Consider the following 25,846-nt stretch of genomic DNA (forward strand, 5'->3'; position numbering starts at 1 on the left):
CAGCCCGCTCAGAGATGTGTATAAGAGACAGGTACCGACCATTGTGAAGCAGTTCGAACCCCTCACCATAGGCCTCCATCAGCGCGTACTCGACGCCGTTGTGGATCATCTTCACGTAGTGGCCCGCACCCGCCGGCCCCATCCTGTCGTGACCTTCCGGACCGGTGGCGACGGCGTCGAACACCGGCGAGAGTTCCTCGTAGGCCCACTCTGGTCCGCCGATCATCAACGAAAAGCCGACTTCCGCACCCGCCGGTCCGCCCGAGGTCCCGCAGTCGAGATACGCCGCCGGGATCGATTCGGCCCGGCGGACCGACGCTTCGAAGTGAGAGTTGCCGCCGTCGACGACGACATCGTCGCCGTCGAGGTGGGGTTCGAGATCGGCGAGCACGGCGTCGATGGCCTCGCCGGCGGGCACCATCAGCCAGATTCGCTTGTTCTCGCCGAGTTTTTCGGCGAGTTCCGGGACGGAGTCGGCCGGTTCGGCACCGACCTCGGCGGCGGCCGCGACCGCCTGTTCGTCCGTGTCGAAGGCGACCACGCGATGGCCGCCATCGAGTGCGCGCCCGGCGACGATCCGTCCCATCCGCCCGAGTCCGACGACGCCCAGTTGCATACCCCTCCCTCCGCGGGCGCGCAGGTAGGGGTTGTGGTTCCGCTATCCGGGTGGCTCCTCGTCCGTTGTGATCGAGTCGTCGAATCCGGACGTTCCGTCGCCCTCGACGGCCATGCGTCGCAACCGGCGGCGTTCGGTCGAGTCGAGATCGTGCTCGCTGGAGGTGGTCGGCAACAGGTCCTCGACGGTCGTTCCGTGGTTGCCGGCGACCTGCTCGACGAACTCGCCGTCCTGCATGCGCTGGAGGCCGTGCCAGAGCCCGAGGAACAACAGCGACGGCGCGACACAGACGAACGCGCCGACGAGCACGCGAAGGAGCAGGTTCATGTCTATTGATACCGTTTCACGAACAAGTCGCTGACGGCTCCGGCGAGATGGTCGTGGGTATACTCGTGACCTGCAGAACGCGAACGTTTATCCGACCGACTCGCGTGGATGGGCTATGGACGCGATGGCAGCGGTAGTACGTCGCTGACCGAACCGCCGTTTCGACACCGTTACTTGACCGGCCGCAGGCATTCTCACCATGACAGAGCTAGCAGAGAGCTACGACCCGACCACCCTCGAAGCCAAATGGCGCGAGGAGTGGGCCGATTCCGAGCTGTATCGCTACGATGCCGACGAAACCACCGATACTGACACGCAGTACGTCATCGATACACCACCGCCGTACCCGACGGGCGATTTCCACATCGGAAACGCGCTCGGCTGGTGTTACATGGACTTCGCCGCCCGGTATCACCGTCTTCAGGGCGAGAACGTCTCCTTCCCGCAGGGCTGGGACTGCCACGGGCTGCCCACCGAGGTGAAGGTCGAGGAGAACCAGGGGATTCGCCGGACGGACGTCTCTCGCGAGGAGTTCCGGGAGCTTTGCATCGAGCACACGGAGGGCCAGATCGATGCGATGAAGGAGACGATGCAGCGTCTGGGCTTCTCGCAGGACTGGGAGCAGGAGTTCCGGACGATGGACCCCGACTACTGGGCGAAGACCCAGCGCTCGTTCGTCGAGATGGCCGACGAGGGCTACGTCCATCGTGACGAACATCCCGTCAACTGGTGTCCGCGCTGTGAGACGGCCATCGCCGACGCCGAGGTCGAGAACGTCGACAGTCAGGGGACGCTCGCGACCGTCCAATTCTCCGGCATCGACAACGACGACATAGACATCGCCACCACGCGTCCGGAGTTGCTCGCGGCCTGTGTCGGCATGGCGGTCGATCCCGACGACGAGCGCTACGCCGACCGCATCGGCGACCGTTTCGAGGTGCCACTCTTTGGCCAAGAGGTCGAACTGATCGCCGACGAGGCCGTCGACGGCGACTTCGGGACGGGAGCGGTGATGATCTGTACTTTCGGCGACAAACAGGACGTCGACTGGTGGGCCGAGTACGATCTCGATCTCCGACCTGTCGTCACAGAGGACGGTCGTCTCGACGAGAGCGTCCCGGAGTTCGGCGGGCTCGATCTCGACGAGGCGAAGGAAGAGATCACCGCTGCGCTCCAGCGGGAGGGATATCTCGAAGACGAGGAGCCGATCGAGCAGTCGGTGGGTGCGTGCTGGCGGTGTGATACACCGATCGAGATCCTCTCGAAGGAGCAGTGGTTCGTCCGCGTCGATCAGGAGGAAATCCTCTCGAAAGCCCGCGAGATCGACTGGATCCCCGAGCACATGTACGGTCGCCTGGAGGAGTGGACCGAGGGGATGGACTGGGACTGGGTGATCTCCCGCCAGCGCGTGTTCGCCACCCCGATCCCGGCGTGGTCGTGCGACGACTGTGGCCACTGGCATATCGCCACGCTGGACGATCTGCCCGCGAAACCGACCGAGGACGACCCCGCTATCGACTGTCCGGAGTGTGGCGCGAGCGAGTGGACGGGCGAGACCGACGTGATGGACACGTGGATGGACTCGTCGATCTCGGCGCTCCACGCGGCGGGCTGGCCCGAAGAGTCCTTCGAGCCCGTCCAGCTCCGTGAGCAGGGCCACGACATCATCCGGACGTGGGCGTTCTACACGATCCTCCGGACGGCGGCGCTCGAAGACGAGAAGCCGTGGGAGGAAGCGCTGATCAACGGGATGGTCCTGGGGACGGACGGCAACAAGATGAGCAAGTCGAAGGACAACTCGGTCGCACCGATCGACGTCGTCGAGGAGCAGTCGGCCGACGCCTTCCGGCAGGCGATCGCGCTCGGCGGCCAGCCCGGTTCGGACATCCAGTTCCAGCACAAGGAGGTGACGAGTGCCTCGCGGTTCCTGACGAAACTCTGGAACATCACGCGCTTCGCGAGCGACCATCTCGACGATACTGACGAAGCGGAGCCAGCATATACCGACGCCGACCGCTGGATTCACTCGAAGTGCGCGCGCATCGCCGACGACGTGGCCGCCGACATGGACGAGCATCGGTTCGATCGCGCGCTCCGGACGGTCAGGGAGTTCGTCTGGCACGATCTCGCCGACGATTACCTCGAACTGATCAAGGGGCGGCTCTACGAGGGGAGTCCCGAGGAGCAAGCCGCCGCTCGGCAAACGCTCTCCACAGTTCTGTCGGCCTCGATCCGCATGCTCGCACCCTTCTCGCCGTTCCTCGCCGAGGAGACCTACCGTCATCTCCCCGGAACGTCGGGCAGCGTCCATGCGGCCGGGTGGCCCGAACTCGACGCCGAAGACGAGAGCGTGGAGGCCCGTGGCGAGCGCATCGCGGCAGTGGCGAGCGCGGTCCGGGCCTGGAAATCGGAGACCGGGATGGCGCTCAACGCCGATCTCGATCGCGTCGAGATCTATCCCGACGACGGCATCGACGAGTTCGATACCGACGATCTGCGTGCGACGGTCAACGCCCCGATCGAAGTCGCGGCGGGCGAGCCGGACATCGAGATGGTGCCCGTCGAAGTCGATCCGGACCACAGTACGATCGGCCCAAAATTCCGCGATCAGGCAGGTGCGGTCGTCGGCGCGCTCGAAGACGCCGATCCGGAGGATATCGCGACACAGAAACGCGAGCAGGGTGAGATCGAACTCGACGCCAACGGCGAGGTCGTGGTGCTCGACGGCGACGCGGTCGACGTTCGCCACGAGCAGCGCGCGGCGGGCGAGACCGTCGAAGTGCTCGATGCCGACGGTGCGACGGTGCTCGTCTTCCCCTGATTCGGTGGGTGCCGCCGATGCGGTCCCGCTGACCGGCGGCAGCGGTGCCTGGCGTCTCGGCGAGCGACGCGAGCCGAGGCTCAGGAGAGTTTGCTCTCCTGGTGGATGAAGGGCGAGACCGCGAAGCGGTCGAGGGCTTCGGCGGTGCTGTGCGGGTTGTGGAGAGTGATCGTGTCCGCGCGAGCGGAGCGAGCGCGGTTCGCCGCGAACGAGGCCGAAGGCCGAGTGAGCGGGAGTTTTTAGTCCAGGTTTTTGCAAGCGGGGGTCGCCGTAGGCGACCCTCCGCAGTAAAAAAGTGGGCGAAAGGCATTAGTCGTCGCCCACGAAGAGTGTTGGATAGTTCATGAAGGTGGATATGTTGACGACCGACTTCCTGGATCGGGCGGTCGATCTCTATTCGGACGTCGTCGGCGTGATCGCTCACGACGGCACCGAATACACGTACGGCGAGTTCGCCGAGCGGGTGAATCAGGTTTCGCACGCCCTGCGCGAGATGGGTGTCGAGCAGGGCGATCGGGTGGCGTTGCTCTCGCCGAACACGCACTACTTCCTCGAGACGCTCTACGGCGTGAACCAGCTCGGAGCCGTGTTCGTCCCGATGAACTACCTGCTGGTGCCCGACGATTTCGAGTATATCCTGAACGACTGCGGGGCCGACGTCGTCATCGCCGATCACGAGTACGCCGAGAACGTCGAGGCGGTGCGCGACTCGGTGCCCGCCGAGTCGTTCGTCGGCTACGAGGCCGATGCCATCGACGGCGACTGGGTGGACTACGAGGAGTGGCTCGCGGCTCAGCCGAGCGAGCGACCCGACCGACCAGAGATCGCGGAGGACGACGACGCCTCGATCAACTACACGTCGGGGACGACCGGCGATCCGAAGGGCGTCGTCCGGACCCATCGGACCGAGCACTGGCACGCGCTCGTCCTCAACCACCACAAGGAGATCCGCGACGACGACACCTATCTCTGGACGCTGCCGATGTTCCACTGCAACGGCTGGGGCCACACCTACGCCATCACCGGGACGGGCGCGACCCACGTCTGCCAGCGCACGTTCGAGCCCGAGGGGACTCTCGAACGGGTGCGCGAGTACGACGTCTCCTACCTCTGTGGCGCGCCCACAGTTCTCAACCGGCTCATCGCCCACTACGACGAGAATCCAGAGGTTGTGACGACCGGCGACCGCGACGTGCGCATCGCCACCGCCGGCAGCGCGCCCGCGACCGCCACTCTCTCGAGCATCGAGGACGACATCGGCTGGCGGATCATCCATCTCTACGGACTGACCGAGACCGCACCGCTGATCACCTCCTCGAACTCGCCACGGCGACTCGCCGAACACGGGCGCGACCTCAAGGTGAAGCAGGGTAGCGAGGTGCTCGCCACCGACGTCAGGGTCGTCGACGACGACGGCAACGACGTGCCGCGCGACGGCGCGACGCTCGGCGAGATCGTCGTCAAGGGCAACCAGGTGATGGATCGCTATCTCAACAAGCCCGAGGCGACCGAGGAGGCGTTCACCGCCAAACTCCCCGGCTACTTCCACACCGGCGATCTCGCGACGATGGACGAGGACGGGATGGTGGCGATCCAAGACAGGGAAAAAGACATCATCATCTCCGGCGGCGAGAACGTCTCCTCGATCGCCGTCGAGGACGTCCTCTACGATCACCCCGACATCGCCAAGGCGGCCGTCATCCCCACACCGAGCGACGAGTGGGGCGAGGCGGTGACGGCGCTCGTCGTCGAGAAACCCGACGCCGACCTCACGGGCGAAGCCGTCCGCGAGTTCGCTGGCGAACACCTCGCGCGCTACAAGATCCCGAAGACCGTCGAGTTCGTCGACGATCTGCCCGAGACCGCCACCGGAAAGGTCCAGAAATACGAACTCCGCGAGGATTACTGGGAGGACGAGGAACGACTCGTCGGACAGGGCTGAATCGAGTAGGACCGATCCGGTCTTCGAGTTTCAGACGAGCGACGTGAGGATCCGCGATTCGGCCTTTCGGAGATGTTCGTCGACCGTGCTCGGCGCGCAGTCGAGCGTACCGGCGATGTCCTCGTGGGTCGCCTGTCGCGGCACCTCGTAGTAGCCGTTCTCGACGGCGGTCTCGAACACTTCGAGCTGACGGTCGGTCAGCAGCGAGAGCACGTTCCGCTCGTCGGGTGAATACTCGCCGACCTGTTCGACGGTGATGCGCGTCTCTTCGGGGAGCTCTTCGAGCGCCTGCTGGAGCATCTCGTGGGTACCGACGACGGTAATACGCAGTCCACCTTCGACGAACGCCAGCGGCGGGACGATCATCAGTGCGTACTTCTGGGCGACGGACATCAGCCGGCCGGCGGGCTGGCCCGGCTTAACGTGGACGTAGAAGTGGAACGTCTCGCCCTCGACGGCGATCGACGAACACGAGAGCAGCTCCGGATGACCGTCGAGACGTGTTTGGAGCCTCTCGGGATCGCCACGGAGCCGATAGAGCATCACGCCCGTCCCGTTGGCGAGCGCGTTGACGTGGACGAGCGCCTCGCGCGTGACGCCGGGCGTCTCGATGATGACGCTATCGACGGGATGGATCGCCCCGTCGTCGGGTTTGATCGTGAACTCGAAATACCTCATGGCGCTCGCCCCATCGTGCGTACTGATACCGGTCCGAACGATAGCCCTTTCGGATGTGACAGTATCGTCGTCGGTCGGGGGTTCACGCGAGCCACTCGTCGGGTTTCGTGTCGTAATCGACGTCCGTCGCGGCGATCCCCTCGACCTCGCTCCACGGGAGATCCTCGACGGTGAACGATTCGCCGTCGTAGCGGATGAGCTTGCCGCGCTCGTCGGGATCGGGTTCGCGCTCGCGGCGCTTGGCGACTTCGAGGTCGTGCTCGTCGAGTTCCTTGACGATCGTCTTGAGGTTGACCGGCCGTCCCCAGAGATCGAACACGCGTTCGAGGGTCTGTCGTGCCTGTTCGACGTCGAGCATCACGCCGTTGTAGTGGTGAGCGAGCAGCAGTTCGTTGCGGTTGTTGTAGTTGCCGTCCTGAACAGTAATCGTGGGTTTGCCGAAGTTGGTGAACTGGAGCAGGAGCTTCTTCTTCACGTCCTCGTAGTCCGTCGAGGTCGCCCGATAATCACCTGTGGCCTGCGTGTACTCGTAGGTGAAGTAGTCGTTGTCGTCGACGAACTCCTGGGAGAGGAACTCGTCGAGGAAGGTCACGTCGTTGTGGCTCTCGCGGATCTCGAAGAGGCGATCCCAGCCCGCAGTGTACTCGACGTCGGCGAGCGCCTCGTCGACGTCGCCGTAGCGCGAATCGTCGAACAGATATCGCGAGATCCGTTCGAGTTCCTCGCGACTCGTCCGCTGGAGGAAGCCGCTGTTCTGCGGTTTGGCGAGCGAGTAGTGGCGCTCGGCCATTCCCTCGTAGGTGAGGAGTTTCCAGGGGTAGCGATCGACGTCGATCTCACCGTCTTTCGCCGCTGCGAGCGCCTTGCTGTCGATTCGTGGGTCGTCAGGATCGAACGCCGCGAGCCCATCGTCCGCGATCCGGTCGATGACGGGATCGGGCGCGAGCGCCGCCGCGACGGTCTCGAAATCGACCACGTCGTGGAAGTTGCGCCACGTGATCCCCTCCACCCGGAGCAGGCGCTCGCAGACCTCGCGACGATTGACCGAGTTCTCGATGTACTCCCAGAGCTCCTTGCCGAGTTTGTACGGATTGAGCCCCGGTGAGGCGAGCACGCGCGCCTGATGGTCGGCGTAGCTCAGGAACTCGTCGGTGCCGGCGAAGTTCTCCTCGCCCATCATCATCGACTCCCAGTAGGCCGCCCAGCCCTCGTTCATCACCTTCGTCATCCGCTGGGCGGCGAAGTAGTAGGCCTCCCGGCGAAGCAGTTCCAAAACCGTCCGCTGCCACTCCTCCATCTCGACGGCCTTCTCGCTCTCCTCGTCGTAGGCCATTCCGTGTCGGAAGAGGAAGGCGAGCAGATCGGGTTCGGGCTCGGGCGGGATCGCTCCCGATGGCTCCTCCTCGCGCTGTGCTTCGAGCCAGTCGTCGTCGAACACCTCGCTGACGACGTCGGCCCCGAGATCGAGCTCGTCGAGGCGGTCGGCGATGTCGTCGTCCTCGATCCCCGGCACCTCCTCCGCGCTCGCGCTCTCGAACGCCCGGTGGCGGTCGATGTTCGTCTCCAGACACTGGATCGTGTCGATCCAGCTTTCGACGGCCTCGCGCTCGATGTCGGGATCGCGCATGAACGCGGCGATCGCGTCGGCGTGTCGCGCGAGCATTGCCGCCGCGTCCGGCGTTCCGCCGCCGGTGAACAGACCGAACCACTGGTTGTGCGCGAAGAAATCGGCGTGTGCCTCGACGTGGGTGATGACGGCCTTCTGGTCGGCGAGGCTGTTCGATTCCTGGAGGAACGCGTGGGCGGGGTCGTCGTTGTTGACGATCTCGAAGGCCTTCCCGCCGAGGAACTGGTTCTGTTTCTGCTGGCGGTCGTATTTCATCCCCCAGCGCCAGTGCGGATATCTGGTCTGGAACCCGTCGTAGGCGATGAGCTCGTTCATCTCGTCGTAGTCGACGATCCAGTAGTTCACCCGATAGGGATCGAGTCCCAGCTTGTGGGCGAGGTTCGCAGCCTCGCTCACCGGCTCTTCGAGGCTGTCGGCCGTTCGCTGTGCGGTGATGCGGTCATTCATTGTCGTCCTCGGTGTTCAGGATGGTCTCGATCGCGTCGACGACGTCGCCCGGCCCGTTGACGTACGCGACGGCGACGTTGTCGCTGCCGTGGAAGTGTCGTTCGACCTCTTCGGCGTGCGTCGCGTTGATCGCGTTCCCCGAGGGCTGTGTCTCGACGTAGGCGTGGAGATTGGCCGGAATCGCCTCCATCTGCGGGATCACGTGCTCCTCGGTGTCGTTCGAGGAGTTCTCGGAGTCGCCCGCCGCGAACACGTATCTGTTCCAGTCGTTCCACGGGTACTCCTCGTCGAGGATCGCCGCCGCGAGCTCGTACGCACTCGAAATCTTGGTCCCTCCTCCAGATCGGATGCCGAAGAACTCCTCGCGCTCGACGCGCCACGCCTCGGCGTCGTGGGCGATGTAGACGAACTCGGCGCGATCGTATTTCCCAGTCAAGTACCAGTCGAGCGGCGTGAACGTCCGCTCGACGAGCTCGCGCTTCTGTTCGCGCATCGAGCCCGACACGTCGCGGATGTTCACGACGACGACGTTCTTCTCGTGCTCCTCGACGATCTCGGGGTAACGATAGCGCTCGTCCTCGCGACGGAAGGGCACGTGATCGACCCCCTCCTTGCGGATGCGGGTGGCAGTGTCCTCTTCGTCGACGTTGCGCTCCATCGTCTCGATCGACGACCAGCGCGTGCGCTCGCTGGCCGCGAGTTTGGTGTACTCGTCGTCGAGCCACGCTCGCGAGACGGGCAGATGCTTGCCGCGCGCCCACTCGAAGACACTGTCGGGGCCCATTCCATCGACTCTGAGCGCCTCGCGGACGTACTCGCGGTCGAAATCCATCGCGAGCTTGCGCTTCAGCCCCTCCTTGAACATCCGCTCGAAATCGAGCGTGCTGTTCGGTCCCGTCCTGCTGACGTCGGTGTAATCGCCCTCGGTCTCCTCGACGACGCGCTTGCCCTTCGGTTCGAGATCGAGCCCCAGCCGCTCGTCGAGTTCCTGTGCGAACTCCTCGGGATCCATCTCGTAGTATTCGTGCTCGCCGCCCTCTTCGCCGGCCTCGCCCTCCTCGTCACCCGGCTCGGGCTGGCCGACCGGCTGGCCCGGCTGTGGCGTGTCGCCGTCGCCCTGTCCGACACCGCCCTGATCGCGCTTGTCGTACTCGAAGCCCGGCAGGTCGATGATCTTCACGGGCACCCGCACCGACTCCGGGCCGCTCCCGCCGAGGTCGCCGTACTGAATGAACTCCGCGAGGTCCTCGCGGCGCTCCTCGCCGACCTCACGGTAGCGTTCGAGATCCTCCCTCAGTCCCATCGGTAGCTCACCTGTCCCATGACGTGCCGGCTGGTCAACTCGGCGCTCGCCGCGCTGTAGTCGAACAGCTCGACCATCTTTTCGATCGTCTGTTCCTTCAGTCGCGCCGTCTCGGTTCCGCTGGGCGGGTCCTCCCACTGGCGCGGGTCGAAGTCCTCGTAGGCCCGCCGGACGTCGTCCCAGTCGTGGCTCCCGAGCACGGTGTCGATCACCGGGATCTCGGTGAGTGCGACGTCACTCGCCCGGAACTCGTCGTCGCGGCTGTGCCACGCGTGCCGGTTGAGCGCGGTGATGATCTTCTCCATGCGGAACTCCCTGACTGCCGGCGAGGGCTGACTGCCGTCGTAGCTCTCGGAGCCGAACCGCCCGAGATGCTCGGTCTCGAAGACCTTCATCACGAGCGGGTCGGGCTCCTCGCGCTCGCCGCGGTCGTTCTCGACCTGTTCGTCCGCCGCCCACGCGTAGACGTGTTCGACGTACTCGGCGACGGTTGCCTCGTCGACGCGCTTGTCGTGCAGCAGCGCTTCGAGCACGTCCTCGCGCTGGCGCTCGAACACCTGGTTTTTCACCTGGACCACGCGGCTCTCGAACTCGCCGCGCTCGGTCGTCGAGAACACCGGTGCCTCGGCCAGTTCGGCCGCCATCGCGTCCAGGACGTCCTGTGGCATGACGACGTCCTCGACGGGGAGATCGGCATGGTGGCGCTCGCGCTCGGCGTACAGCAGATCGGCGATGACGTCGCGCGTGTAGGTGACGGGGATCCCACTCTCGCCGTCGGCGCTGTCCTCGTCGAAATCGAACGTCTCGCGCTCGGTACGCTCGTCGCCGTGCTGGAGATAGCCGCGGTCGAACAGCAGCGCCTTGTCGACGAGCTCCATCCCCGCCGGGAGGTCATCGTCGTCGAGGCGCGTGACGACGCTGTAGAGCGCGGCCGCCCCGACCGCGTGTGGGGCGAGTTCGATCTCGGAGACGTCGTCGTCACCGCCGACCGACACCGTGACCGGCTCGGCGATCGTCCGTTCGAGCGCCTCGTAGCTCTCTGCACGCCAGATCGTGGTCTCGTTCGCGAGTTCGCGTCGGATGAGCTCGGCTTCGAGCGAAATGTTCGTGAGATAGTCGAACTCGCGCCTGTCGAGGCGGCGCTTGAGCGCCTTCAGCGGATCGTCGGCGTTGCGCTCCGCGTGCTGGTTCAGCTGTGCTTCGAGGTCGGGGTTCGAGATAATGATCATCTGCGTGTCGACGTCCATCCCGATCCCTTTGTCGAGCTTCACCGACCCCTCGTCGGGCACGTTGAGCAGCTTGCGGAGCAGATCCGCGTGCTGGGCGGCGTCCTCGACGATCGTCAACAGTCCGTTGCCCTGCGAGAGCACGCCGTCGTAGGAGAACGCCTGCGGGTTCTTTCGCCCGCGCGAGTCGAGCTCGCGCACCATCCCTGCCATCCACGAGCCGACGAGCCGCTCTTTGGGCGAGCCGTCGTCCTCGGAGTGGAGCACGCCGATCCCCTGCCCGACGTCGACGACGTAGTTCTTCACCCGGAGATGGCGTCGATCCGTCACGGCCGAGAACAGGTCTCGCACCCCATCGCGACGATAGCGCTCCTCGAGGTAGTCGTAGGCCTCGCGACAGAACGGATCGAGGCGACCCTCGACGGCGATCGGAACGTGATCGTCGCTGCGCTCGTTGAGCGCGTCGACGATCTCAGCGCGCACCTCCGGCGGGAAGACGGTGAGTGGATGCGACTGGACGGGGCTCTCGTACCAGTCGTCCTCGTCGTCGCGGTACTCGCCGCCGTAGGTCAGCCCGGCCGACTCGCCGAGACCCGCGACGTTCCACTCGACGGTGTAGCGCCGGCCGGCGTCGGTCTTCGAGAACTCGCGCAACCCGTTGATGAGACAGCGCTTCAGTTCGGACTTGCCCGTCGCCGTGGGGCCGGCGAGCCAGATGATCTTCTCGTCTTTCCCCCGGCCGGCGGCGATCGAGCGCAGATCGTCGACGAACGCGTTGAGCACCGCGGTGTTGCCGAGGATCGCGTGCTCGCCGTCGTTGTGCGGGTCGTCGAAGAACCGGTAGCGCTCGGTCTCCTCGCCCTCCTCGATCACGGTGCGGGTCCCGGCAGCCTCGATGGCGGCGACGAGATATTTCGCGGCGTGGGCGGCGATCCGGGGCTGGGAGAGCGCCGCATCGACGTATTCGGCGAGGCTCATCGGCTCCTCGTAGGTCTCCTGGAGCGCGCGGTCGGCCGCGGTGACGTAGCTCTCGCCGCTCTCTCGGTCAGTCATCACTCGTCTTCCAGTTCGGTTTTGGCGACTTCGGCACCGGCGAATTCGAGCACCTCCTTGGCCCCACCACGGGTGTAGCCCTGTTCGATCAGCGCGTCGATCCACGCGCTGCGCTCCTCGTCGTCCATCTCCCCCGACGACACCAGCGCCGAGAAGTTGATGTTGTGTTTCTTGTCCTCCCAGAGCTTGCGCTCCAGGGCCCGCCGCAGGCGGTCGTTGTCCTGCGGGTTGAACGTATCGCCCTCGCGAGCGCGCCGCGACACCCAGTTCGAGACCTCCTGACGGAAGTCGTCTTTTCTGTCCTCCGGCACGTCGAGTTTCTCCTCGACGGATCTGAGAAAGGTCTCGTCGGGCCCCTGTTCGCGCCCGGTGAGCTCGTCCTCGACGGTGTCGTCGTCGATGTAGGCCATCACGTGATCCATGTACTTCTCGCCCTGGCGCTGGATCTCGTCGAGATCGTAGGCGAGCGCGTGGCGGACGTCCTCGATCGCGCGCTCGCGGTACTCCTCGCGGACGAGTTCGAGGTAGCGGTAGTAGGTGTCGAAGAGATCCTCGGCGATCGAGCCGTGGTTTTCGAGGTTGCCCTCCAGGTGGTTGAACGTCGTCAGCGGCGAGAGGAACCCTCGCTCCCGGTGCATCGAGTCCATGATCGCCTCGGATATCTCGTCGCCGATGAACCGCGGGCTCACCCCCTCCATCCCCTCACCGATCTCGGCGGTGTCGGTCGCCTCCTCGCGCAGTTTCTTGACGTCGATATCCTCGGCCTCGTCGATCTCGCCGTTGTAGGCTTTGGCTTTCTGGAGCAGATCGACAGTCCCCGAATCGGGTTCCTCGATCCGGGTGAGCACGCCGAACAGACCGGCCATCTCCAGGGTGTGGGGCTCGACGTGGATGTCGGGCACGTCGGCGTTCGCGAGCATCTTCCGGTAGATGTTCGCCTCCTCGTCGTACTGGAGCACGTAGGGGAAGTCGATCCGCTTCGTCCGGTCGTTGAACGCCTCCATCTTCTCGTCGCCCTTCTTTTCCTTGTACTCGGGCATGTTCGTCCGCCCGACGATCACCTGGTCGATGTCCATTCGCGGGTTGCTCTTCGGTTTGATGGTCATCTCCTGGGTGGCGTGGAGGAAGTCGTAGAGGAACTCCCGCTGGAGTTTGAGGAGCTCCTCACCGGAGAAGATGCCCCGATTGGCGTTACAGAACGCACCCGAGTAGTCGAAGGCTCTCGGATCGCTCTCCCCGTAGACCGCGATCTTCGAGTAGTTGACGTCGCCCGTCAGCTCGGTCTCGTCCTGATTTTTCTTGTCCTTCGGCTCGAAGGTCTCGATCGCCTGACGCTTGTTCTCGTCGGCGGTGAGCCGCATCACCTCGACGTGGTTTTCGAGCACCTGCTGGAGGTCGTCGTCGTAGTAGCCGAGTAGGGAGTCCATGTAGAACTCGCTCGCGGGGTCGAGCGATTGCTCGTTCTGGATCGTGTAGGGCGCATCGAGACGCTCGTTCAGTTCTTCGACGACGCGTTTGCGCTGATCGAGCGGGAGGAGCACCAGCGGATCCTGGTTCATCGGCGAACGAACGACGTCGTCGGCGGGATCCTGGTCGGCGATCACGTCGGCCAGGTTCGTCCAGCGGAAGGTGTACATCCGGCCGTCCTCGCGCATCGTGTAGTCCTCGAAGTAGCGNATGTGTATAAGAGACAGGTTCCGGCCCGAGCCCGCGCGCGCCGGATTTGGCCTTGTTGACGAACTCGTGGATGGCCTCGTGGATCTCGCGGCCGTAGAAGGTGTTCTCGCCCTCGCCGAGCGGATCCTCGGAAGCGAGATGGTACTCGACGACGCCCGTCTCCTCGTCGTACTCGCTGCCGTAGAAGTCGAACATGTCCGCGACGCGTTGGTGGGCGTTGCGGGCGATCGCTGGCTCCTCGCGGAGTTCGTCCAGATACCACTGGAACGTGCGCGCCGTGCGGAGGTCGGTCGGGATCGATGCACGGTACTCCTCGCTGAGCGCTTCGAGCGTGTTGGTGTCGCCTGACATTGTTGTATCTCTCTCGCGGGAGCCACGCGCGGACTCACCGCGGTAGTCGTCCGTGTCGGTCGTGGGCGGCGCGTCGAGATCGGCGAGCCGTACCGGAGGTTCGCGGCAGCGTACCGCGGTAGCATGACCCACCAATACTAGTAGGAGAAAAAGGATTAACACATATAACTGTTGCCCCTACTTATGCCATATTCCTCCCGAAGCCTCCGTGTGCGACGCCCGCACCGACCGCCGAGGATTTGGGCGCTCGCCACCGAGAGCGCCCATGAGCGAGTTCGACGCGCTGCCCGATTCGTGGACGATCTGGAACGAGAGCCCCGACCAGTGCATCCTCGTCTTCCGCCCCGACGTCTTCGATAGCCACGAGTTCCCCGCACCCTGCCTTCCGACGCTCTATCTGACCCACGGCCAGCGCTCGCGCCGCCCCGGTAGCGAACTCGATCCCGACCCGACCGACCCGTGGGTCGTCACGCTGTTTCTGGAACCGGAGGTCAACCGCGATGCCGACCACTACGACGCTAGGACGGACGCCGTCGAGGGGACCATCGGGCTCGCCGAACGGTTCGCCGACGGCGAGATCGACTATCGGGAACTCTATCAGGTGCCTCGCGAGGAGTACTTCGAAAAACTCGACGAACTCACGGGGGAGTGATGCTGCCGAGACGTGTTTCTTATTCACGTTCGCAGCGTAGCACGGACCATGTCACAGGTCACGCTCGTCGGCACGCGCCTCGCCGATGTCGGCACCGAGTTCGTCTATCAGGGTGAGGCCAGCGCCTGTGAGGGCTGTCCCTACCGCGAGCAGTGTCTCAACCTTTCTGAGGGAACGAAATATCGCGTCACGAGCGTTCGCGAGAACACCCAGACGCTCGAATGTGGCGTCCACGATACAGGGGTGCGCGCCGTCGAGGTCGAACCCGCGCCCGTGATGGCGAACGTCTCGCCGAAAAGCGCCTACGCGGGCAGCAAGGCGAAACTCGACGGTCCCTGTCCACACACCGGCTGTCCGAGCCACGAGTACTGCGAGCCGGCCGGCGCGGAGTTCGACACCGAATACCGCATCCAAGAAGTCATCGGCGACCCGCCACACGACTACTGCCATCTCGATCGCGAGCTCTCGCTCGTCGAGTTCGCACCCGCCGAGGAGTAGTTACCGCGGCGTTTCCGACCGGTCGCGCTCGTCGCCGGCGGCCGACCCGCCCAGCCGTCCGTCGAGCTCCGCGGCGTAGCCGAACTCGTTTTCGTAGCCGTAGGGCGACATCAACACGGGATAGAACGGCTCGTCGGCGACGAGCTCCTCGCCGTCGATCGTCGCGTAGGTCTCGCCGACGGCGACGCGCTCGAAGTTCGTCGCCGGCACGTCGTAGGCCTCGGCTGCGCCCTTCGGGATGAGGTGGGTAAGTCGGTACAGTGGCACGCCCTCGTCGTGTGGCTCGCCACCGGGGAGCGCGCCGAGCGCCGCGAGGAACTCCTCGGCGATCGTGCTGGCGTGCTCGGTGGCCTCCGCGGAGCCCTGATAGCCACACTCGACCTCGACGACAGGCGCGTACTCGATCAGTCGCCCCTCCGTGAACGCGCTCGTGTCGACGGCCGCATCGAGGGTGAGATACGGACAGATCGACTGGGCGAGCGCCATCGTCTCGTCGGCGAGAACGGCGAAGGTGCCCGTGTAGGACTGGGTCGAGTGCATCGAGAGGGTCGTACAGCCCTTGAGCTCCGCCAACAGGGCCGCAGCGAGCCGTTCCTCGTGAGTGTCGCCGTCGGGATCGCCCGGAAACACTCGGTTGAGGTCGGCGTCGGTGTAGCGCACGTCACGGTCGAGCGCCTCCTCGTTGGCGACGATACATTTGACGGGGCGCTCGACGTCGGGATCCCGCTCGATGAGCTGTTCGACCGCGCGCACGCCACACGGCTCGTCGCCGTGAATGCCACCGACGACGGCGATCTCCGGCTCGCCGTCGCCCAACTGCTCGATTCGCATCTACCCACACTACTCACCCACCCTTTTTGAGTGCCGCGGTACCCGGATGGGCGGTCAGTCGAGCGCCGCCACGTACTCGCGATCCGCCGGGCGCGCCATGGGCGAGTTGCCGTCGAGACGGATCGTCCAGCCCGCCAGCGCACTCGGCTCCTCCAGCGCGTTCGTCAGGGTCGTGCGAACGTCGAGCAGATCCACCCCGTAGAAATCGTTCGGCACGCCGACGAAGTAATCGAGCGCCGTCCGGAAGAGCGAGCGCATCCCGGCCTCGTCCTCGAAGTCGAACTGTTTGTGCGCGCCCGCCGCGACCTGAACCATCCCGTGGAGAAATTTCGATTCGGCGGTGCCGCTCCCGTAGTTGTACCACTCCGCCTCGAAACAGTCGTGCGAGTCGTGGAACTCGCTCGCATTGTAGAGGCGCACGCCGTGATCGAGTGCCCGCCGGAGGGTGGCGTGTTCCCATTGTCCGCCCGCGATACCGTTCCGATCGTCGTCGCCAGCGATCGTGCCGGCCGGATGCCAGCCGGTCGGGTTGCCGCGTGGCGGCCCCACGGAGGGATCGCGGGTGTGATCGTCCATACTCGTCCTCCGGCGAGCGGCCGCCTAACGCTTGCGCCGCCGTCCGCAACGCTTTAACGCTCGCCACAGCCAAGGAAGACTGCGTGCGAGGGTAGCCAAGTCTGGAAACGGCGGCGGATTCAAGCTCCGCTCCTGTAGAGGTCCACGGGTTCAAATCCTGTCCCTCGCACTGCGTGTCGCATCGTGCGGCACGAAAAGTGCGGGCAAGATGGAGCGTCTTGCCCTCGCAATCCTTCATTTGGTCAGATTCGGTAGCGACGCGGATTCAAGCTCCGCTCCTGTAGAGTCTCCGCGAGTGAAACGAGCGGAGGCAGGGAAGTCGCAGCCGGCGAGCGAAGCGAGCCGGTCGTCTTCCCGTGGTCCACGGGTTCAAATCCTGTCCCTCGCACTGCGTGCCGTATCGTGTGGCACGTGCGCGCCTGCTGGCGCGAAAAGTGCGGGCAAGATGGAGCGTCTTGCCCTCGCAACTACTGTCTAAGAATCACTCGGCAGGGTCGACTGCGACGATCTCACCGACTTCCTCGAAACCGCCGTCGTCGCGCTCGCGGCCGACGACGACCTCGTCGGTGTCGGAGCCGCCAGCGACGATGCGGTGTTCGCGCTCCCCGTCGATCGGCGTGGCGACCCCCTGAAAGTCGTCCTGGAAGAACTCGGCGCTCTGCATCTCGAAGGTCGCCGTCGAGTCGTCGGCGAAGGTCACGTTGACGGGATCGGGTGCGATGTTGTGGATCCGCTTCGCGAGTGTGTTCATCGTCGGAGGGAGGCGGGGTGTGGCCGTAAAGCCATCCATTGTCGGGAGCGACGCGCCCAATCGGAACCGTCAAACGGCGGGCGTGTACCCACCCGAACATGGCTTCGATAGCGGACCGGGTCGACCCCGTGCGGGCGTGGCTCGCGGCGGCCGTCGCGGGCGTCCTCGCCATCGCCGCCGGGGCGCTCGCCTTCCCCCGGACGGTCTATACGAACTTTCTCTGGAAATATTTCTGGGGACCGATCGACGCCGACGCCCACAACGCCCTCTGTGCGGTCCGCGCCGATGGAGTGGTCCGCCGCTTCGCCGAAAGCGAGACCTGCCGTGCGGCCGCAGCGCAGGGCCTCACCGTCGCCGAACCGGGCTACACGCTCGTCTCCGAGGCCGGGTACGCCGTCGTCCTGTTGTTCATGCTCGCTGGCGTGCTCCTCCTGGTGCGCCGACTCGGCATCGGCACCGACAGGCGGCTCTTCTTCGCGCTGATCCCGTTTGCGCTGTTCGGCGGCGCGCTTCGCGTGGTCGAGGACGCCAACGACGCCGTCCCCGCCGACGCGACCGCCGCCATCACCTATCCCGCGAACGCGCTCATCATCAGCCCCGTCATCTATCTCACCGTCTTCGTCGTCACGCTCGTGGCCATCCTCCTCAGCCTCCGGCTCGCCCGTCGCGACGTCGTCTCCGAGTTCGAGCCAGCGCTCGCCGGGATGGGCACGGTCGCGCTCGTCGTGACGCTCGCCTATCTCGCCTTTCTCTCCTACTCGACCGAGTTCGTCGCCTTCTACCCGCAGATGCTCGTGCTCACGCTCGCTATCGCCTCGGGGCTCGCCGTCGGCATCTTCTACGCCATCGATCGGCTCGCACCGGCGCTCAACGCCGGCACCGGGTTCATCGGGCTGGCGATCCTCTGGGCCCAGGCCGTCGACGGCGTGGCGAACGTGCTGGCTTCGGACTGGGCGCAGGCCATCGGGCTCCCCTTCCAGTACAGCGCGAAACACCCGATCAACGCCATCATCGTCGGCGCTACCACGACGGTCTTTCCGCCGTCGATCATCGACGTCATCGGCGACTCGTGGCCGTTCCTGCTCGTGAAGCTCGTTCTCGCGACCGGCGTCATCTGGCTGTTCGACGAGACGATCTTCGAGGAGAGCCCGCGCTACTCCTACCTGCTGATGCTCGCGGTGCTCGTCGTCGGTCTCGGGCCAGGAACCCGTGACATGCTCCGGGCGACGTTTGGTATCTAAGACCCACTTTTTTACTCCTCGGGTGCGCTCGCCTGCGGCTCGCGCACCACTCGTCGCAAAAACCTGGACTAAAAAGCCCTGCTCACTCGCTTCGCTCGTTCGCAGTGAACCGCGCTCGCTCCACTCGCGCGGACGCAACATCACCGCCTCTGCACCGCCACCGCAGAAGCCCTCGGCCCCTCGTGGTTCGAGAGAGCTTCGCTCTCTCGTCATCTTGGAAGACCTGCGGTCTTCCGATGACTCTTCGAAGTGCCTTCGGCACTTCGAGATCACGAAAGGCGCGAAGCGCCTTTCGAACGACTTCGCTCGGGAGCCTCGCCCTTCATCCACCAGGACCGCACCGCTGCCAAAACCGCCAGCCAGCTCAGGGATACGGATGGAACGCACGGTCGAGTCGCGGCTCGAACCCGAGCGCGTCCGGCACCTCACTGGCGCGCTCGCCGAAGAAAGCCTCGTCGGTGAACAGCGGCTGCGCGCCGGGCACGAGCACGCGCACGGCCTCGAAGCCGACCGATTCGACGTCTCGAGGCGTGAGTCGCACGCCATAGACATCGAGATCTACCTCGATCACGCGATCGATCAGCGTATCCAGCGCGTCCCGGCCCGTCGGCACCGTCTCCGGCCCGACGCTCGCCGCCGGAACGCGGCTCTCGACGGCGAAAAAGTCCGCCGCCGGGCCGGGCGTATCGGCGTACTGTCCGATTTCACCCTCGGCCTCGGCGGCCTCCTCCGGACCCATCGCGCGCAGTTCCATCCAGCTCTGGAGCGCCTCCGCGAGCGCCGACCGCGCCGCCTCGTCGGGATCGAACCCCGCCGCCGACCCGACCGCGAACCGCGGCCACTCGTCGCGCTCGACGGCGACGGCGACCACTGGAACGTCGACGTCTTGGGTGAGTAACACGGGCGTCACGGTCAGTCCCTCCGATCGCGCGCGTCGGGCGAGCGTCTCGAACCCCTCGTCGTCGACCGCCAGCCCGAGCGGCTCGTACGTCGAGTACCACGAGAGCATCGCCGCATCGCGCTCGACGACCTCCGTGAGCCCCGAGAGGAGTGCCTCGGTACCCGAATTTCCGAGTCCCAACCCCGTGGTGATCGACGGCCCGTGACGGTGCTCCGGCGGCGGGAACTGCACGAACTCCGCCGGCAGACGGACCGAATCGCCGGTCGCGAGGTTCTCGCCGGGAATCCACGGGATCGACGCCGTCGCATCCGTCTCCGTACTCTCCGGCAGTACGAACAATGACGGCGGAACGGCTCCCTCGATCTCCGCCGACGCACCGTGCTCGAACGCCCCGGTGCGATAGACGCCGGCGCTGTACCGTTCGAGCGCCTCGCCGAGCGCCTTCATGAACGCGCGGTCCCAATCGGCGGCGACGCCTGCGGCCTCGCTCGCTGCGCTCGCATCACTGAAACCCGCCGTCTCGCCCACTCGTGCGAGGTAGTACGGTGCAGGGAAGGAGGCGATCTCGCCGACCTCGGTGACGATGCCGACGCGCTCGTCGAGGGCGGCCTCGGCCCGTCCGAGTGCATCGTCGAGACCACGATCCTCGTCTCCGCGTCGAAGCTCCCGATCGCGCTCGTCGGTACAGTCGCAGTCTGGCACCGGGAGGAGTCCCCGCTCGGCGTGTGGAAGTTCGACGACCCCACCCATGACAGGCGACCGCTCGCCCGCAAGCAGTCGGCCGGCCTCGTAGCCCGCGCGTGCGCCGGCCAGCCGGGCGGTCGCGGGGTCGGTGCTCGGCTCATCTGCTTCGTCCTCGTCCGCGCCGTTCGTGCTATCCGTGCTGTCACCACTCGCCGCGACACGCGTACGCAGACAGTTATAGCAGGCCGTCTCGGGACCGAACCCGGTGATGGCAGCCTCACAGACCGCGCGGCCGCCGACACCGCCGAGTTCGACCGCGAGCCACGGTGTCGAGCTCTCACGGGCGAGCTCGTTCGCTTCCTCGAAGACCGGTGCACCCGCGGCGTCGACGACGATCGCGAGGTTCGGTTCGGGGATAGCGGCCGGGTCGATTCGGTTCGTTTCGGTGTCACCGAGTGCTGTCTCGATGCCTTCGACGGCAGGACCGGAGCCGACGATGCCGACGTTCATGGCCGAGCCACGCACCCCGTCGGAAAAGACCCGGCGTTTGCGGTGGCGGCGGTTTTGCGGCGGCCGGCGGTCGTGCTGAGCGTTGCCGTACCGATACTGTATTGACGATGGGGCCGGGAACCGGGGTATGGAGTACGAGCACGTGCGCGAGACGGATCCGGCAGTCGCCGACGCGCTCGCCGGCGAGGTCGACCGCCAGCGCGAGACGCTGACGATGATCGCGAGCGAGAATCACGTCAGCGAGGCGGTGATGGAGGCCCAGAGCAGCGCGCTCACCAACAAGTACGCCGAGGGCTACCCCGGCTCGCGCTACTACGGCGGCTGCGAGTACGCCGACGAGGTCGAACAGCTGGCCATCGACCGCGCGAAGGAACTCTGGGGGGCCGAGTACGTCAACGTCCAGCCCCACGCCGGCTCGCAGGCGAACATGGCCGTCTACCACGCCGCGCTCGAACCCGGCGACAAGATCCTCTCGCTCGATCTCTCACACGGCGGCCATCTCTCACACGGCCACCCGATGAACTTCGCCGGGAAGGTCTACGACGTCGAACATTACGAAATCGACCCCGATACGGGACGCTTCGACTTCGACGAGATCGAAGACCACGCCCACGAGTTCGAACCCGACATGCTCGTCACGGGCTTTTCGGCCTACCCCCGCGAGATCGACTGGGAGAGCTTTCAGGCGATCGCCGACGCGGTCGACGCCTACCATCTCGCCGACATCGCCCACATCACCGGTCTCGTCGCGACGGGTGCCCATCCCTCGCCCGTTGGCACCGTGGACTTCGTCACCGGCAGCACGCACAAGACGATCCGTGCGGGCCGCGGCGGCATCGTGATGGCCCGCGAGGAGTACGGCGACGACATCGATTCAGCGATCATTCCCGGCATGCAGGGCGGGCCGCTGATGCACAACGTCGCGGGCAAGGCCGTCGGCTTCGGCGAAGCGCTCGATCCCGGATTCGACGACTACATCGATCAGGTCGTCGAGAACGCTCGGGCGCTCGGCGACCGCATGCAGGAGCACGGGCTCTCGCTGGTCTCGGGTGGAACCGACACCCACCTCGTGCTCTGTGATCTGCGCGATTCTCATCCCGATACCACAGGAAAGGAGGTCGAGGAAGCCCTGGAGGACGTAGGAATTATCCTCAACGCCAACACGGTGCCCGGCGAGACCCGCAGCCCGTTCGTCGCCAGCGGGATTCGTGCGGGCACGCCCGCGCTCACCACCCGTGGCTTCGACGCCGAGGCCTGCCGGGAGGTCGCCGACTGCATCGCGCGCGTCATCGATGCCCCCGACGACGAGGGCGTCCGCGAGGAAGTCTCGGCCGACGTGGACGCACTCGTCGACCGTCATCCTCTGTACTGACACGTTCGGCTACTCGTTTTCGCGTCGGCGGTGCTGTTGTCCCGGATATCGAAACGAGGGAGAACCCCTATTCCAACCAGCATCATCTGCCGGCGATGCAGTCCTCGTCGGAACGATACCCGTGACCAACAGGGAGCTCGGGCGACGCAAAATAATAGCGAACTCGTGTTCACCCGTTCGGTGCTGTACGGCCCGGTCCGTGAGAGTTACTGGGCGACCAGTCCGCCGTCGACCGCGAGGGGGTGGCCCGTCACGAACGAGGCTTCGTCAGAGCAGAGCCACGCGGCGGCGTTGGCGATCTCCGCGGGATCGGCCATCCAGTCGAGCGCCTGCGCCTCGGTGACTGCGTCGACGGCCTCGGTGGAGTCCTCGCTCGCCTGCTGCTGCATCGGCGTCTCGACGACGCCCGGGCAAATCGCATTGACCCGAACGCCCTGGCCACCGTACTCGACTGCGGCGGTCTTCGTGAGCCCGACGACACCGTGTTTGCTGCCGGTGTAGGGCGCGCTGCCGCTGGCGACGAGCCCGCCGATCGAGGCGGTGTTGACGATCGCACCGCCGCCGCTCTCGACCATCGCGGGGAGTTCGGCCTTGAGACATTGCCAGACACCCGTGAGGTTGATGTCGATCACCTGCTCCCAATCCTCGACCGAGACGTCGGCCGTCGGCGCGTACGACGGGCTGATGCCGGCGTTGTTGTGCGCGATGTCGAGTCCGCCGTAGGTGTCGACGGTCTCCTCGACCATCGCCTCGACCGACGACTCGTCGGAGACGTCGACGTCGACGAACATCGCCTCACCGCCGTCGTTCTCGATCCGCTCGACGGTCTCCTCGCCGCCCTCACGGTCGACGTCGGCGATGACCACACTCGCGCCCTCGGCGGCGATGCGCTCGGCCGACGCACGGCCGATGCCCGAGCTCGCGCCGGTGACGATCGCGACTGCGTCCTCGAATCCGCTCAAACTGGTACTGTCTGCCATCGATACTGAATAGGCGTTCAGTATATATCATACTTTCGTTCCATCGGGTCGAGCACGCCGAGTCGGTTAGGCGTGTGGATCACTGGACCCGAGTGTTGATTAGTGCGGCAATCCGCTGCCCTCTATGACGAACGTCATCGACGGCAACGCCGTCGCCGACGGGATTCGCGCCGATCTCGAGGACTGCGTCGACACGCTCGGCGACGCGGGCGTCACGCCCGGGCTCGCGACGGTGCTGGTCGGCGACGACCCCGCGAGCGAGACCTACGTCTCGATGAAACAGCGCGACTGCGAGGAGATCGGGATGAACGGCATCCACGTCGAGCTCGATGGCGACGCCGCACCCGACGAGCTGTACGACACGATCGCCGACCTCAACGACGATTCGAGTGTTCACGGCTATCTCGTCCAGGACCCAGTACCGGACCAGATCGACTACCGGGAGGTCATCCGGCGGATCAGTCCGGCAAAGGACGTCGACGGGTTCCATCCCGAGAACGTCGGCCGGCTCGTCGCCGGCGACGCCCGGTTCAAACCCTGTACGCCCCACGGCGTGCAGAAACTGCTCGACGCGGCCGACGTCGATCCCGAAGGGAAGGACGTCACCATCGTCGGGCGCTCGCGCATCGTCGGCAAGCCGCTCGCGAACCTCCTCGTCCAGAAGACCGACGGCGGCAACGCCACCGTCACCGTCTGTCACTCCCGAACAGAGGACCTCGCCGACAAGACCCGGCGAGCTGATATCGTCGTCGCGGCGGTCGGCGCACCCGAACTCGTCGACGGCTCGATGCTCTCGGACGACACGACGGTGATCGACGTCGGCGTCAACCGCGTCGATGCCGACACCGAGAAGGGGTACGAGCTCGTCGGCGACGTCGAGTTCGACTCGGCGAAGGAGAAGGCGAGTGCGATCACTCCTGTGCCGGGCGGTGTCGGCCCGATGACGCGCGCAATGCTGCTCTACAACACCGTGAAAGCCGCGAGCCAGCAGGAGGACGTCGATGTCTCCCTGCCGTGAAAAATCCGTTTCTCAGGCGGTCGCTTCGAGCACGACGGTACCGTCCGCGTTCTTCACTGTGACCTTGTCGGGGCCCTGGTAGTCCAGAGCGACCTCGTCGCGACCGACGTAGACGTCGGTGTCGCTGTCGTCGCCGCTGCCGGTGTGAACGGTGACGGGCTGATCGACGGCGAGTTCGAAACCGTCGTCGAAGGTGTACGTCGCGCCGTCGCCGTAGGTGATGGTGTAGCCCGAGAGATCGATCGTCGATCCGCTCGCGTTGATGAGTTCGACGTATTCCTGGTTGAGATTGTCCAGCGTACTCGGCGGCTGCTGCCGGATCTCGCCGTACGTCAGACGCTCGGAATCGCGTCCGTCGTAGTTTTCGTCGTCATCGTCATCATCGTCATCGTCGTCCGTCTCCGGCTCCTCCGTCTCAGTTCCAGTTTCGGTATCGGCGTCCGTTTCCGTCTCGTCGTCGGTTTCTGTAGCGCTGTCGGTTTTCGTTTCGGTATCAGTGTCGGTGTCGGTATCGCTGTCCGTCAGTTCGGTCCCGCTCTCGGTGTTTGCTGCGGTGTCAGTTGCGGCCTCGGTGGCGGTTCCACCCTTCGTTCCCGTTCCGTTTCCGGAGCCGTTGTCGCCGCCCGAACCGCCGCTACAGCCGGCGAGCACGCTCGTGAGCGCGATGCTTCCTGCACCGTACAAAAACGTACGTCTACCGACCCTATCCGTGCTATCAGACATACGAATAGATAGGGCCGAAACCCCGAAAAAGCTGTCTAATCACGCAACGGATGTGTCCGAGCGCCGGCAATGGAAATCGGAGGATCACTCGAAACTCGGGAGGATCTCCTCCTCGTAGAGATCGATGAGCGCCTGCTGGTCGTCGCCGATCTGGTGGGTGTAGACGTGATCGTAACCCGCGTCGATGGCCTGCTGGATGCTGTCGATATGCTCGTCGGGATCGGGCGCGGTGACGATCGAGCCCTCGCGAATGTCTTCTTTCGACACCATCTGCGTTGCCTGCTCGAAGTGGGCGGGTGTGGGGAGCTGCGAACCGAGCTCGCCAGGCAGCCCGGAGTTCGGCCACACCTCGTGAACGGTCTCGACGGCTTCCTGCTCGCTGTCGGCGTGACAGGCGTGGAGCTGGCAGTAGGTCGGGCCCGAACCGCCCGCGGACTCGTACCGGTCGACCAGGTTCCCGCGCGGACCGACCGACCAGAACCCGTCGCCGAGGTCGCCGGCGGCGCTCGCCGCACGCTCGCCGAACGCCGAGACCACGATCGGCGGGAGCTCGTCGGGCAGGGTGAACAGGCGCGCGTTCTCGACGGTGTAGTGCTCGCCGTAGTGGCTCGTCTGGCCGCCCTCCCAGAGCTTTCGGATGACCGTGATCGCCTCGTCGAGCATCTCGAGACGGACGCGATGGGGCGGCCAGTGCTCGCCGGTGACGTGTTCGTTCAGGCGCTCGCCGGTGCCGACGCCGAAGAAAAAGCGCCCGTCGAGCATCGCGCCAGCCGTGGCGGCCGCGTGGGCCACCACGGCGGGGTGGATCCGCATGATCGGACAGTTGACGCCGATCCCCACGTCGATCTCGTCGGTGGCCTCGGCGACACCGCCGAGCACGCTCCAGACGAACGGGGCCTCACCCTGAGCGCTCACCCAGGGATGGTAGTGATCGGAGCTCGACAGGAAGTCGAAGCCGGCCGCCTCCGCGCGTTTCGCCTGCGAGACGAGTTCGTTCGGGCCGAACTCCTCGGTCGAGAGGGTGTAGCCGATGTCGGTCAT

General features: G+C 65.5%; 20 protein-coding genes, 1 tRNA gene and 1 pseudogene. 8 read left to right on the forward strand and 14 right to left on the reverse strand.

Annotated elements, in window-relative coordinates:
- Positions 1-616, reverse strand: a 616-nt coding sequence (locus C451_RS12610) for an NAD(P)-binding domain-containing protein (protein WP_007741125.1), incomplete at its 3' end; no start/stop codon positions are given.
- Positions 617-658: 42 nt separating this feature from the next.
- Positions 659-943: a hypothetical protein gene (locus C451_RS12615; protein WP_007741127.1), complete on the reverse strand. Its 285-nt coding sequence runs from the start codon at positions 941-943 to the stop codon at positions 659-661.
- A gap of 199 nt (positions 944-1,142) precedes the next feature.
- On the opposite strand from C451_RS12615, the gene C451_RS12620 reads away from it, so the two are divergent.
- Positions 1,143-3,764: a valine--tRNA ligase gene (locus C451_RS12620; RefSeq protein WP_007741129.1), complete on the forward strand. Its 2,622-nt coding sequence runs from the start codon at positions 1,143-1,145 to the stop codon at positions 3,762-3,764.
- 343 nt (positions 3,765-4,107) lie between these two features.
- The gene (locus C451_RS12625) at positions 4,108-5,706 is read left to right on the forward strand and encodes a long-chain-fatty-acid--CoA ligase (protein WP_007741131.1); all 1,599 of its coding nucleotides are present in this window, start codon (positions 4,108-4,110) and stop codon (positions 5,704-5,706) included.
- 30 nt (positions 5,707-5,736) lie between these two features.
- Here the strand turns inward: C451_RS12625 and C451_RS12630 are convergent, their stop codons facing one another.
- From C451_RS12630 to C451_RS12650, 5 genes and pseudogenes are all read right to left on the reverse strand, one after another.
- Positions 5,737-6,384: a helix-turn-helix domain-containing protein gene (locus tag C451_RS12630; RefSeq protein WP_007741134.1), complete on the reverse strand. Its 648-nt coding sequence runs from the start codon at positions 6,382-6,384 to the stop codon at positions 5,737-5,739.
- Between the two features lie 82 nt (positions 6,385-6,466).
- Positions 6,467-8,458 (reverse strand): SpoVR family protein, encoded by a 1,992-nt coding sequence (locus tag C451_RS12635; RefSeq protein WP_007741135.1) that lies wholly within the window; start codon positions 8,456-8,458, stop codon positions 6,467-6,469.
- Positions 8,451-9,761, reverse strand: coding sequence for a YeaH/YhbH family protein (locus C451_RS12640; RefSeq protein ID WP_007741136.1), 1,311 nt, complete (start codon positions 9,759-9,761; stop codon positions 8,451-8,453). The genes C451_RS12635 and C451_RS12640 overlap by 8 nt, the downstream gene beginning before the upstream one ends.
- Positions 9,752-12,040, reverse strand: a complete 2,289-nt coding sequence (locus C451_RS12645) for a PrkA family serine protein kinase (RefSeq protein WP_007741137.1) — start codon at positions 12,038-12,040, stop codon at positions 9,752-9,754. Before C451_RS12645 ends, C451_RS12640 begins: the two co-directional genes overlap by 10 nt.
- Positions 12,040-14,068, reverse strand: a pseudogene (locus C451_RS12650) (PrkA family serine protein kinase). Before C451_RS12650 ends, C451_RS12645 begins: the two are co-directional and overlap by 1 nt.
- A gap of 265 nt (positions 14,069-14,333) precedes the next feature.
- On the opposite strand from C451_RS12650, the gene C451_RS12655 reads away from it, so the two are divergent.
- Positions 14,334-14,720 carry a DUF5820 family protein gene (locus C451_RS12655; protein ID WP_007741140.1) on the forward strand — a complete coding sequence of 129 codons (387 nt, stop codon included), beginning with the start codon at positions 14,334-14,336 and terminating at the stop codon, positions 14,718-14,720.
- A 48-nt stretch (positions 14,721-14,768) separates the two neighbouring features.
- Positions 14,769-15,218 (forward strand): UPF0179 family protein, encoded by a 450-nt coding sequence (locus C451_RS12660; RefSeq protein ID WP_007741142.1) that lies wholly within the window; start codon positions 14,769-14,771, stop codon positions 15,216-15,218.
- Here the strand turns inward: C451_RS12660 and C451_RS12665 are convergent, their stop codons facing one another.
- Entirely contained in the window at positions 15,219-16,049 is an 831-nt protein-coding gene (locus C451_RS12665) for a succinylglutamate desuccinylase/aspartoacylase domain-containing protein (protein ID WP_007741145.1), read from the reverse strand. It abuts the gene before it with no gap.
- Positions 16,050-16,103: 54 nt separating this feature from the next.
- Positions 16,104-16,625 carry a DUF309 domain-containing protein gene (locus C451_RS12670; protein ID WP_007741147.1) on the reverse strand — a complete coding sequence of 174 codons (522 nt, stop codon included), beginning with the start codon at positions 16,623-16,625 and terminating at the stop codon, positions 16,104-16,106.
- Positions 16,626-16,710: 85 nt separating this feature from the next.
- Between C451_RS12670 and C451_RS12675 the strand changes: the two genes are divergently transcribed.
- Positions 16,711-16,794, forward strand: a tRNA-Leu gene (locus tag C451_RS12675).
- Between the two features lie 312 nt (positions 16,795-17,106).
- Here the strand turns inward: C451_RS12675 and C451_RS12680 are convergent.
- Positions 17,107-17,376, reverse strand: a complete 270-nt coding sequence (locus C451_RS12680; RefSeq protein ID WP_007741148.1) for a hypothetical protein — start codon at positions 17,374-17,376, stop codon at positions 17,107-17,109.
- Positions 17,377-17,474: 98 nt separating this feature from the next.
- Here C451_RS12680 and C451_RS12685 point away from each other — a divergent pair, with 98 nt between their 5' ends.
- The gene (locus C451_RS12685) at positions 17,475-18,617 is read left to right on the forward strand and encodes a DUF63 family protein (protein ID WP_049913106.1); all 1,143 of its coding nucleotides are present in this window, start codon (positions 17,475-17,477) and stop codon (positions 18,615-18,617) included.
- Positions 18,618-18,981: 364 nt separating this feature from the next.
- Here the strand turns inward: C451_RS12685 and C451_RS12690 are convergent, their stop codons facing one another.
- The gene (locus C451_RS12690; RefSeq protein WP_007741151.1) at positions 18,982-20,712 is read right to left on the reverse strand and encodes a YcaO-like family protein; all 1,731 of its coding nucleotides are present in this window, start codon (positions 20,710-20,712) and stop codon (positions 18,982-18,984) included.
- 127 nt (positions 20,713-20,839) lie between these two features.
- Here C451_RS12690 and glyA point away from each other — a divergent pair, with 127 nt between their 5' ends.
- Entirely contained in the window at positions 20,840-22,084 is a 1,245-nt protein-coding gene (glyA, locus tag C451_RS12695; protein ID WP_007741153.1) for a serine hydroxymethyltransferase, read from the forward strand.
- A 206-nt stretch (positions 22,085-22,290) separates the two neighbouring features.
- Here glyA and C451_RS12700 read toward each other — a convergent pair whose 3' ends face one another.
- A complete protein-coding gene (locus C451_RS12700) occupies positions 22,291-23,064 on the reverse strand; it encodes an SDR family NAD(P)-dependent oxidoreductase (protein ID WP_193788311.1) in 774 nt (257 codons plus the stop codon).
- Positions 23,065-23,188: 124 nt separating this feature from the next.
- Here C451_RS12700 and C451_RS12705 point away from each other — a divergent pair, with 124 nt between their 5' ends.
- Entirely contained in the window at positions 23,189-24,082 is an 894-nt protein-coding gene (locus C451_RS12705; protein WP_007741157.1) for a bifunctional methylenetetrahydrofolate dehydrogenase/methenyltetrahydrofolate cyclohydrolase, read from the forward strand.
- Between the two features lie 12 nt (positions 24,083-24,094).
- Here C451_RS12705 and C451_RS12710 read toward each other — a convergent pair whose 3' ends face one another.
- Both C451_RS12710 and C451_RS12715 read right to left on the reverse strand, forming a co-directional pair.
- On the reverse strand, positions 24,095-24,805 hold the full coding sequence (locus C451_RS12710; RefSeq protein WP_049913107.1) for a lamin tail domain-containing protein: 711 nt from the start codon (positions 24,803-24,805) through the stop codon (positions 24,095-24,097).
- Positions 24,806-24,889: 84 nt separating this feature from the next.
- Positions 24,890-25,846, reverse strand: a complete 957-nt coding sequence (locus tag C451_RS12715) for a TIGR03557 family F420-dependent LLM class oxidoreductase (protein WP_007741159.1) — start codon at positions 25,844-25,846, stop codon at positions 24,890-24,892.

Source organism: Halococcus thailandensis JCM 13552 (assembly GCF_000336715.1).
Classification (GTDB): Archaea; Halobacteriota; Halobacteria; order Halobacteriales; family Halococcaceae; genus Halococcus; species Halococcus thailandensis.

Excerpts from the sequence above, each read along its gene's own strand:
- C451_RS12615 (WP_007741127.1), bottom strand. The coding sequence starts at position 943 with ATGAACCTGCTCCTTCGCGTGCTCGTCGGCGCGTTCGTCTGTGTCGCG.
- C451_RS12620 (WP_007741129.1), top strand. The coding sequence starts at position 1,143 with ATGACAGAGCTAGCAGAGAGCTACGACCCGACCACCCTCGAAGCCAAA.
- C451_RS12625 (WP_007741131.1), top strand. The coding sequence starts at position 4,108 with ATGAAGGTGGATATGTTGACGACCGACTTCCTGGATCGGGCGGTCGAT.
- C451_RS12630 (WP_007741134.1), bottom strand. The coding sequence starts at position 6,384 with ATGAGGTATTTCGAGTTCACGATCAAACCCGACGACGGGGCGATCCAT.
- C451_RS12635 (WP_007741135.1), bottom strand. The coding sequence starts at position 8,458 with ATGAATGACCGCATCACCGCACAGCGAACGGCCGACAGCCTCGAAGAG.
- C451_RS12640 (WP_007741136.1), bottom strand. The coding sequence starts at position 9,761 with ATGGGACTGAGGGAGGATCTCGAACGCTACCGTGAGGTCGGCGAGGAG.
- C451_RS12645 (WP_007741137.1), bottom strand. The coding sequence starts at position 12,040 with ATGACTGACCGAGAGAGCGGCGAGAGCTACGTCACCGCGGCCGACCGC.
- C451_RS12655 (WP_007741140.1), top strand. The coding sequence starts at position 14,334 with ATGAGCGAGTTCGACGCGCTGCCCGATTCGTGGACGATCTGGAACGAG.
- C451_RS12660 (WP_007741142.1), top strand. The coding sequence starts at position 14,769 with ATGTCACAGGTCACGCTCGTCGGCACGCGCCTCGCCGATGTCGGCACC.
- C451_RS12665 (WP_007741145.1), bottom strand. The coding sequence starts at position 16,049 with ATGCGAATCGAGCAGTTGGGCGACGGCGAGCCGGAGATCGCCGTCGTC.
- C451_RS12670 (WP_007741147.1), bottom strand. The coding sequence starts at position 16,625 with ATGGACGATCACACCCGCGATCCCTCCGTGGGGCCGCCACGCGGCAAC.
- C451_RS12680 (WP_007741148.1), bottom strand. The coding sequence starts at position 17,376 with ATGAACACACTCGCGAAGCGGATCCACAACATCGCACCCGATCCCGTC.
- C451_RS12685 (WP_049913106.1), top strand. The coding sequence starts at position 17,475 with ATGGCTTCGATAGCGGACCGGGTCGACCCCGTGCGGGCGTGGCTCGCG.
- C451_RS12690 (WP_007741151.1), bottom strand. The coding sequence starts at position 20,712 with ATGAACGTCGGCATCGTCGGCTCCGGTCCTGCCGTCGAAGGCATCGAG.
- glyA (WP_007741153.1), top strand. The coding sequence starts at position 20,840 with ATGGAGTACGAGCACGTGCGCGAGACGGATCCGGCAGTCGCCGACGCG.
- C451_RS12700 (WP_193788311.1), bottom strand. The coding sequence starts at position 23,064 with ATGGCAGACAGTACCAGTTTGAGCGGATTCGAGGACGCAGTCGCGATC.
- C451_RS12705 (WP_007741157.1), top strand. The coding sequence starts at position 23,189 with ATGACGAACGTCATCGACGGCAACGCCGTCGCCGACGGGATTCGCGCC.
- C451_RS12710 (WP_049913107.1), bottom strand. The coding sequence starts at position 24,805 with ATGTCTGATAGCACGGATAGGGTCGGTAGACGTACGTTTTTGTACGGT.
- C451_RS12715 (WP_007741159.1), bottom strand. The coding sequence starts at position 25,846 with ATGACCGACATCGGCTACACCCTCTCGACCGAGGAGTTCGGCCCGAAC.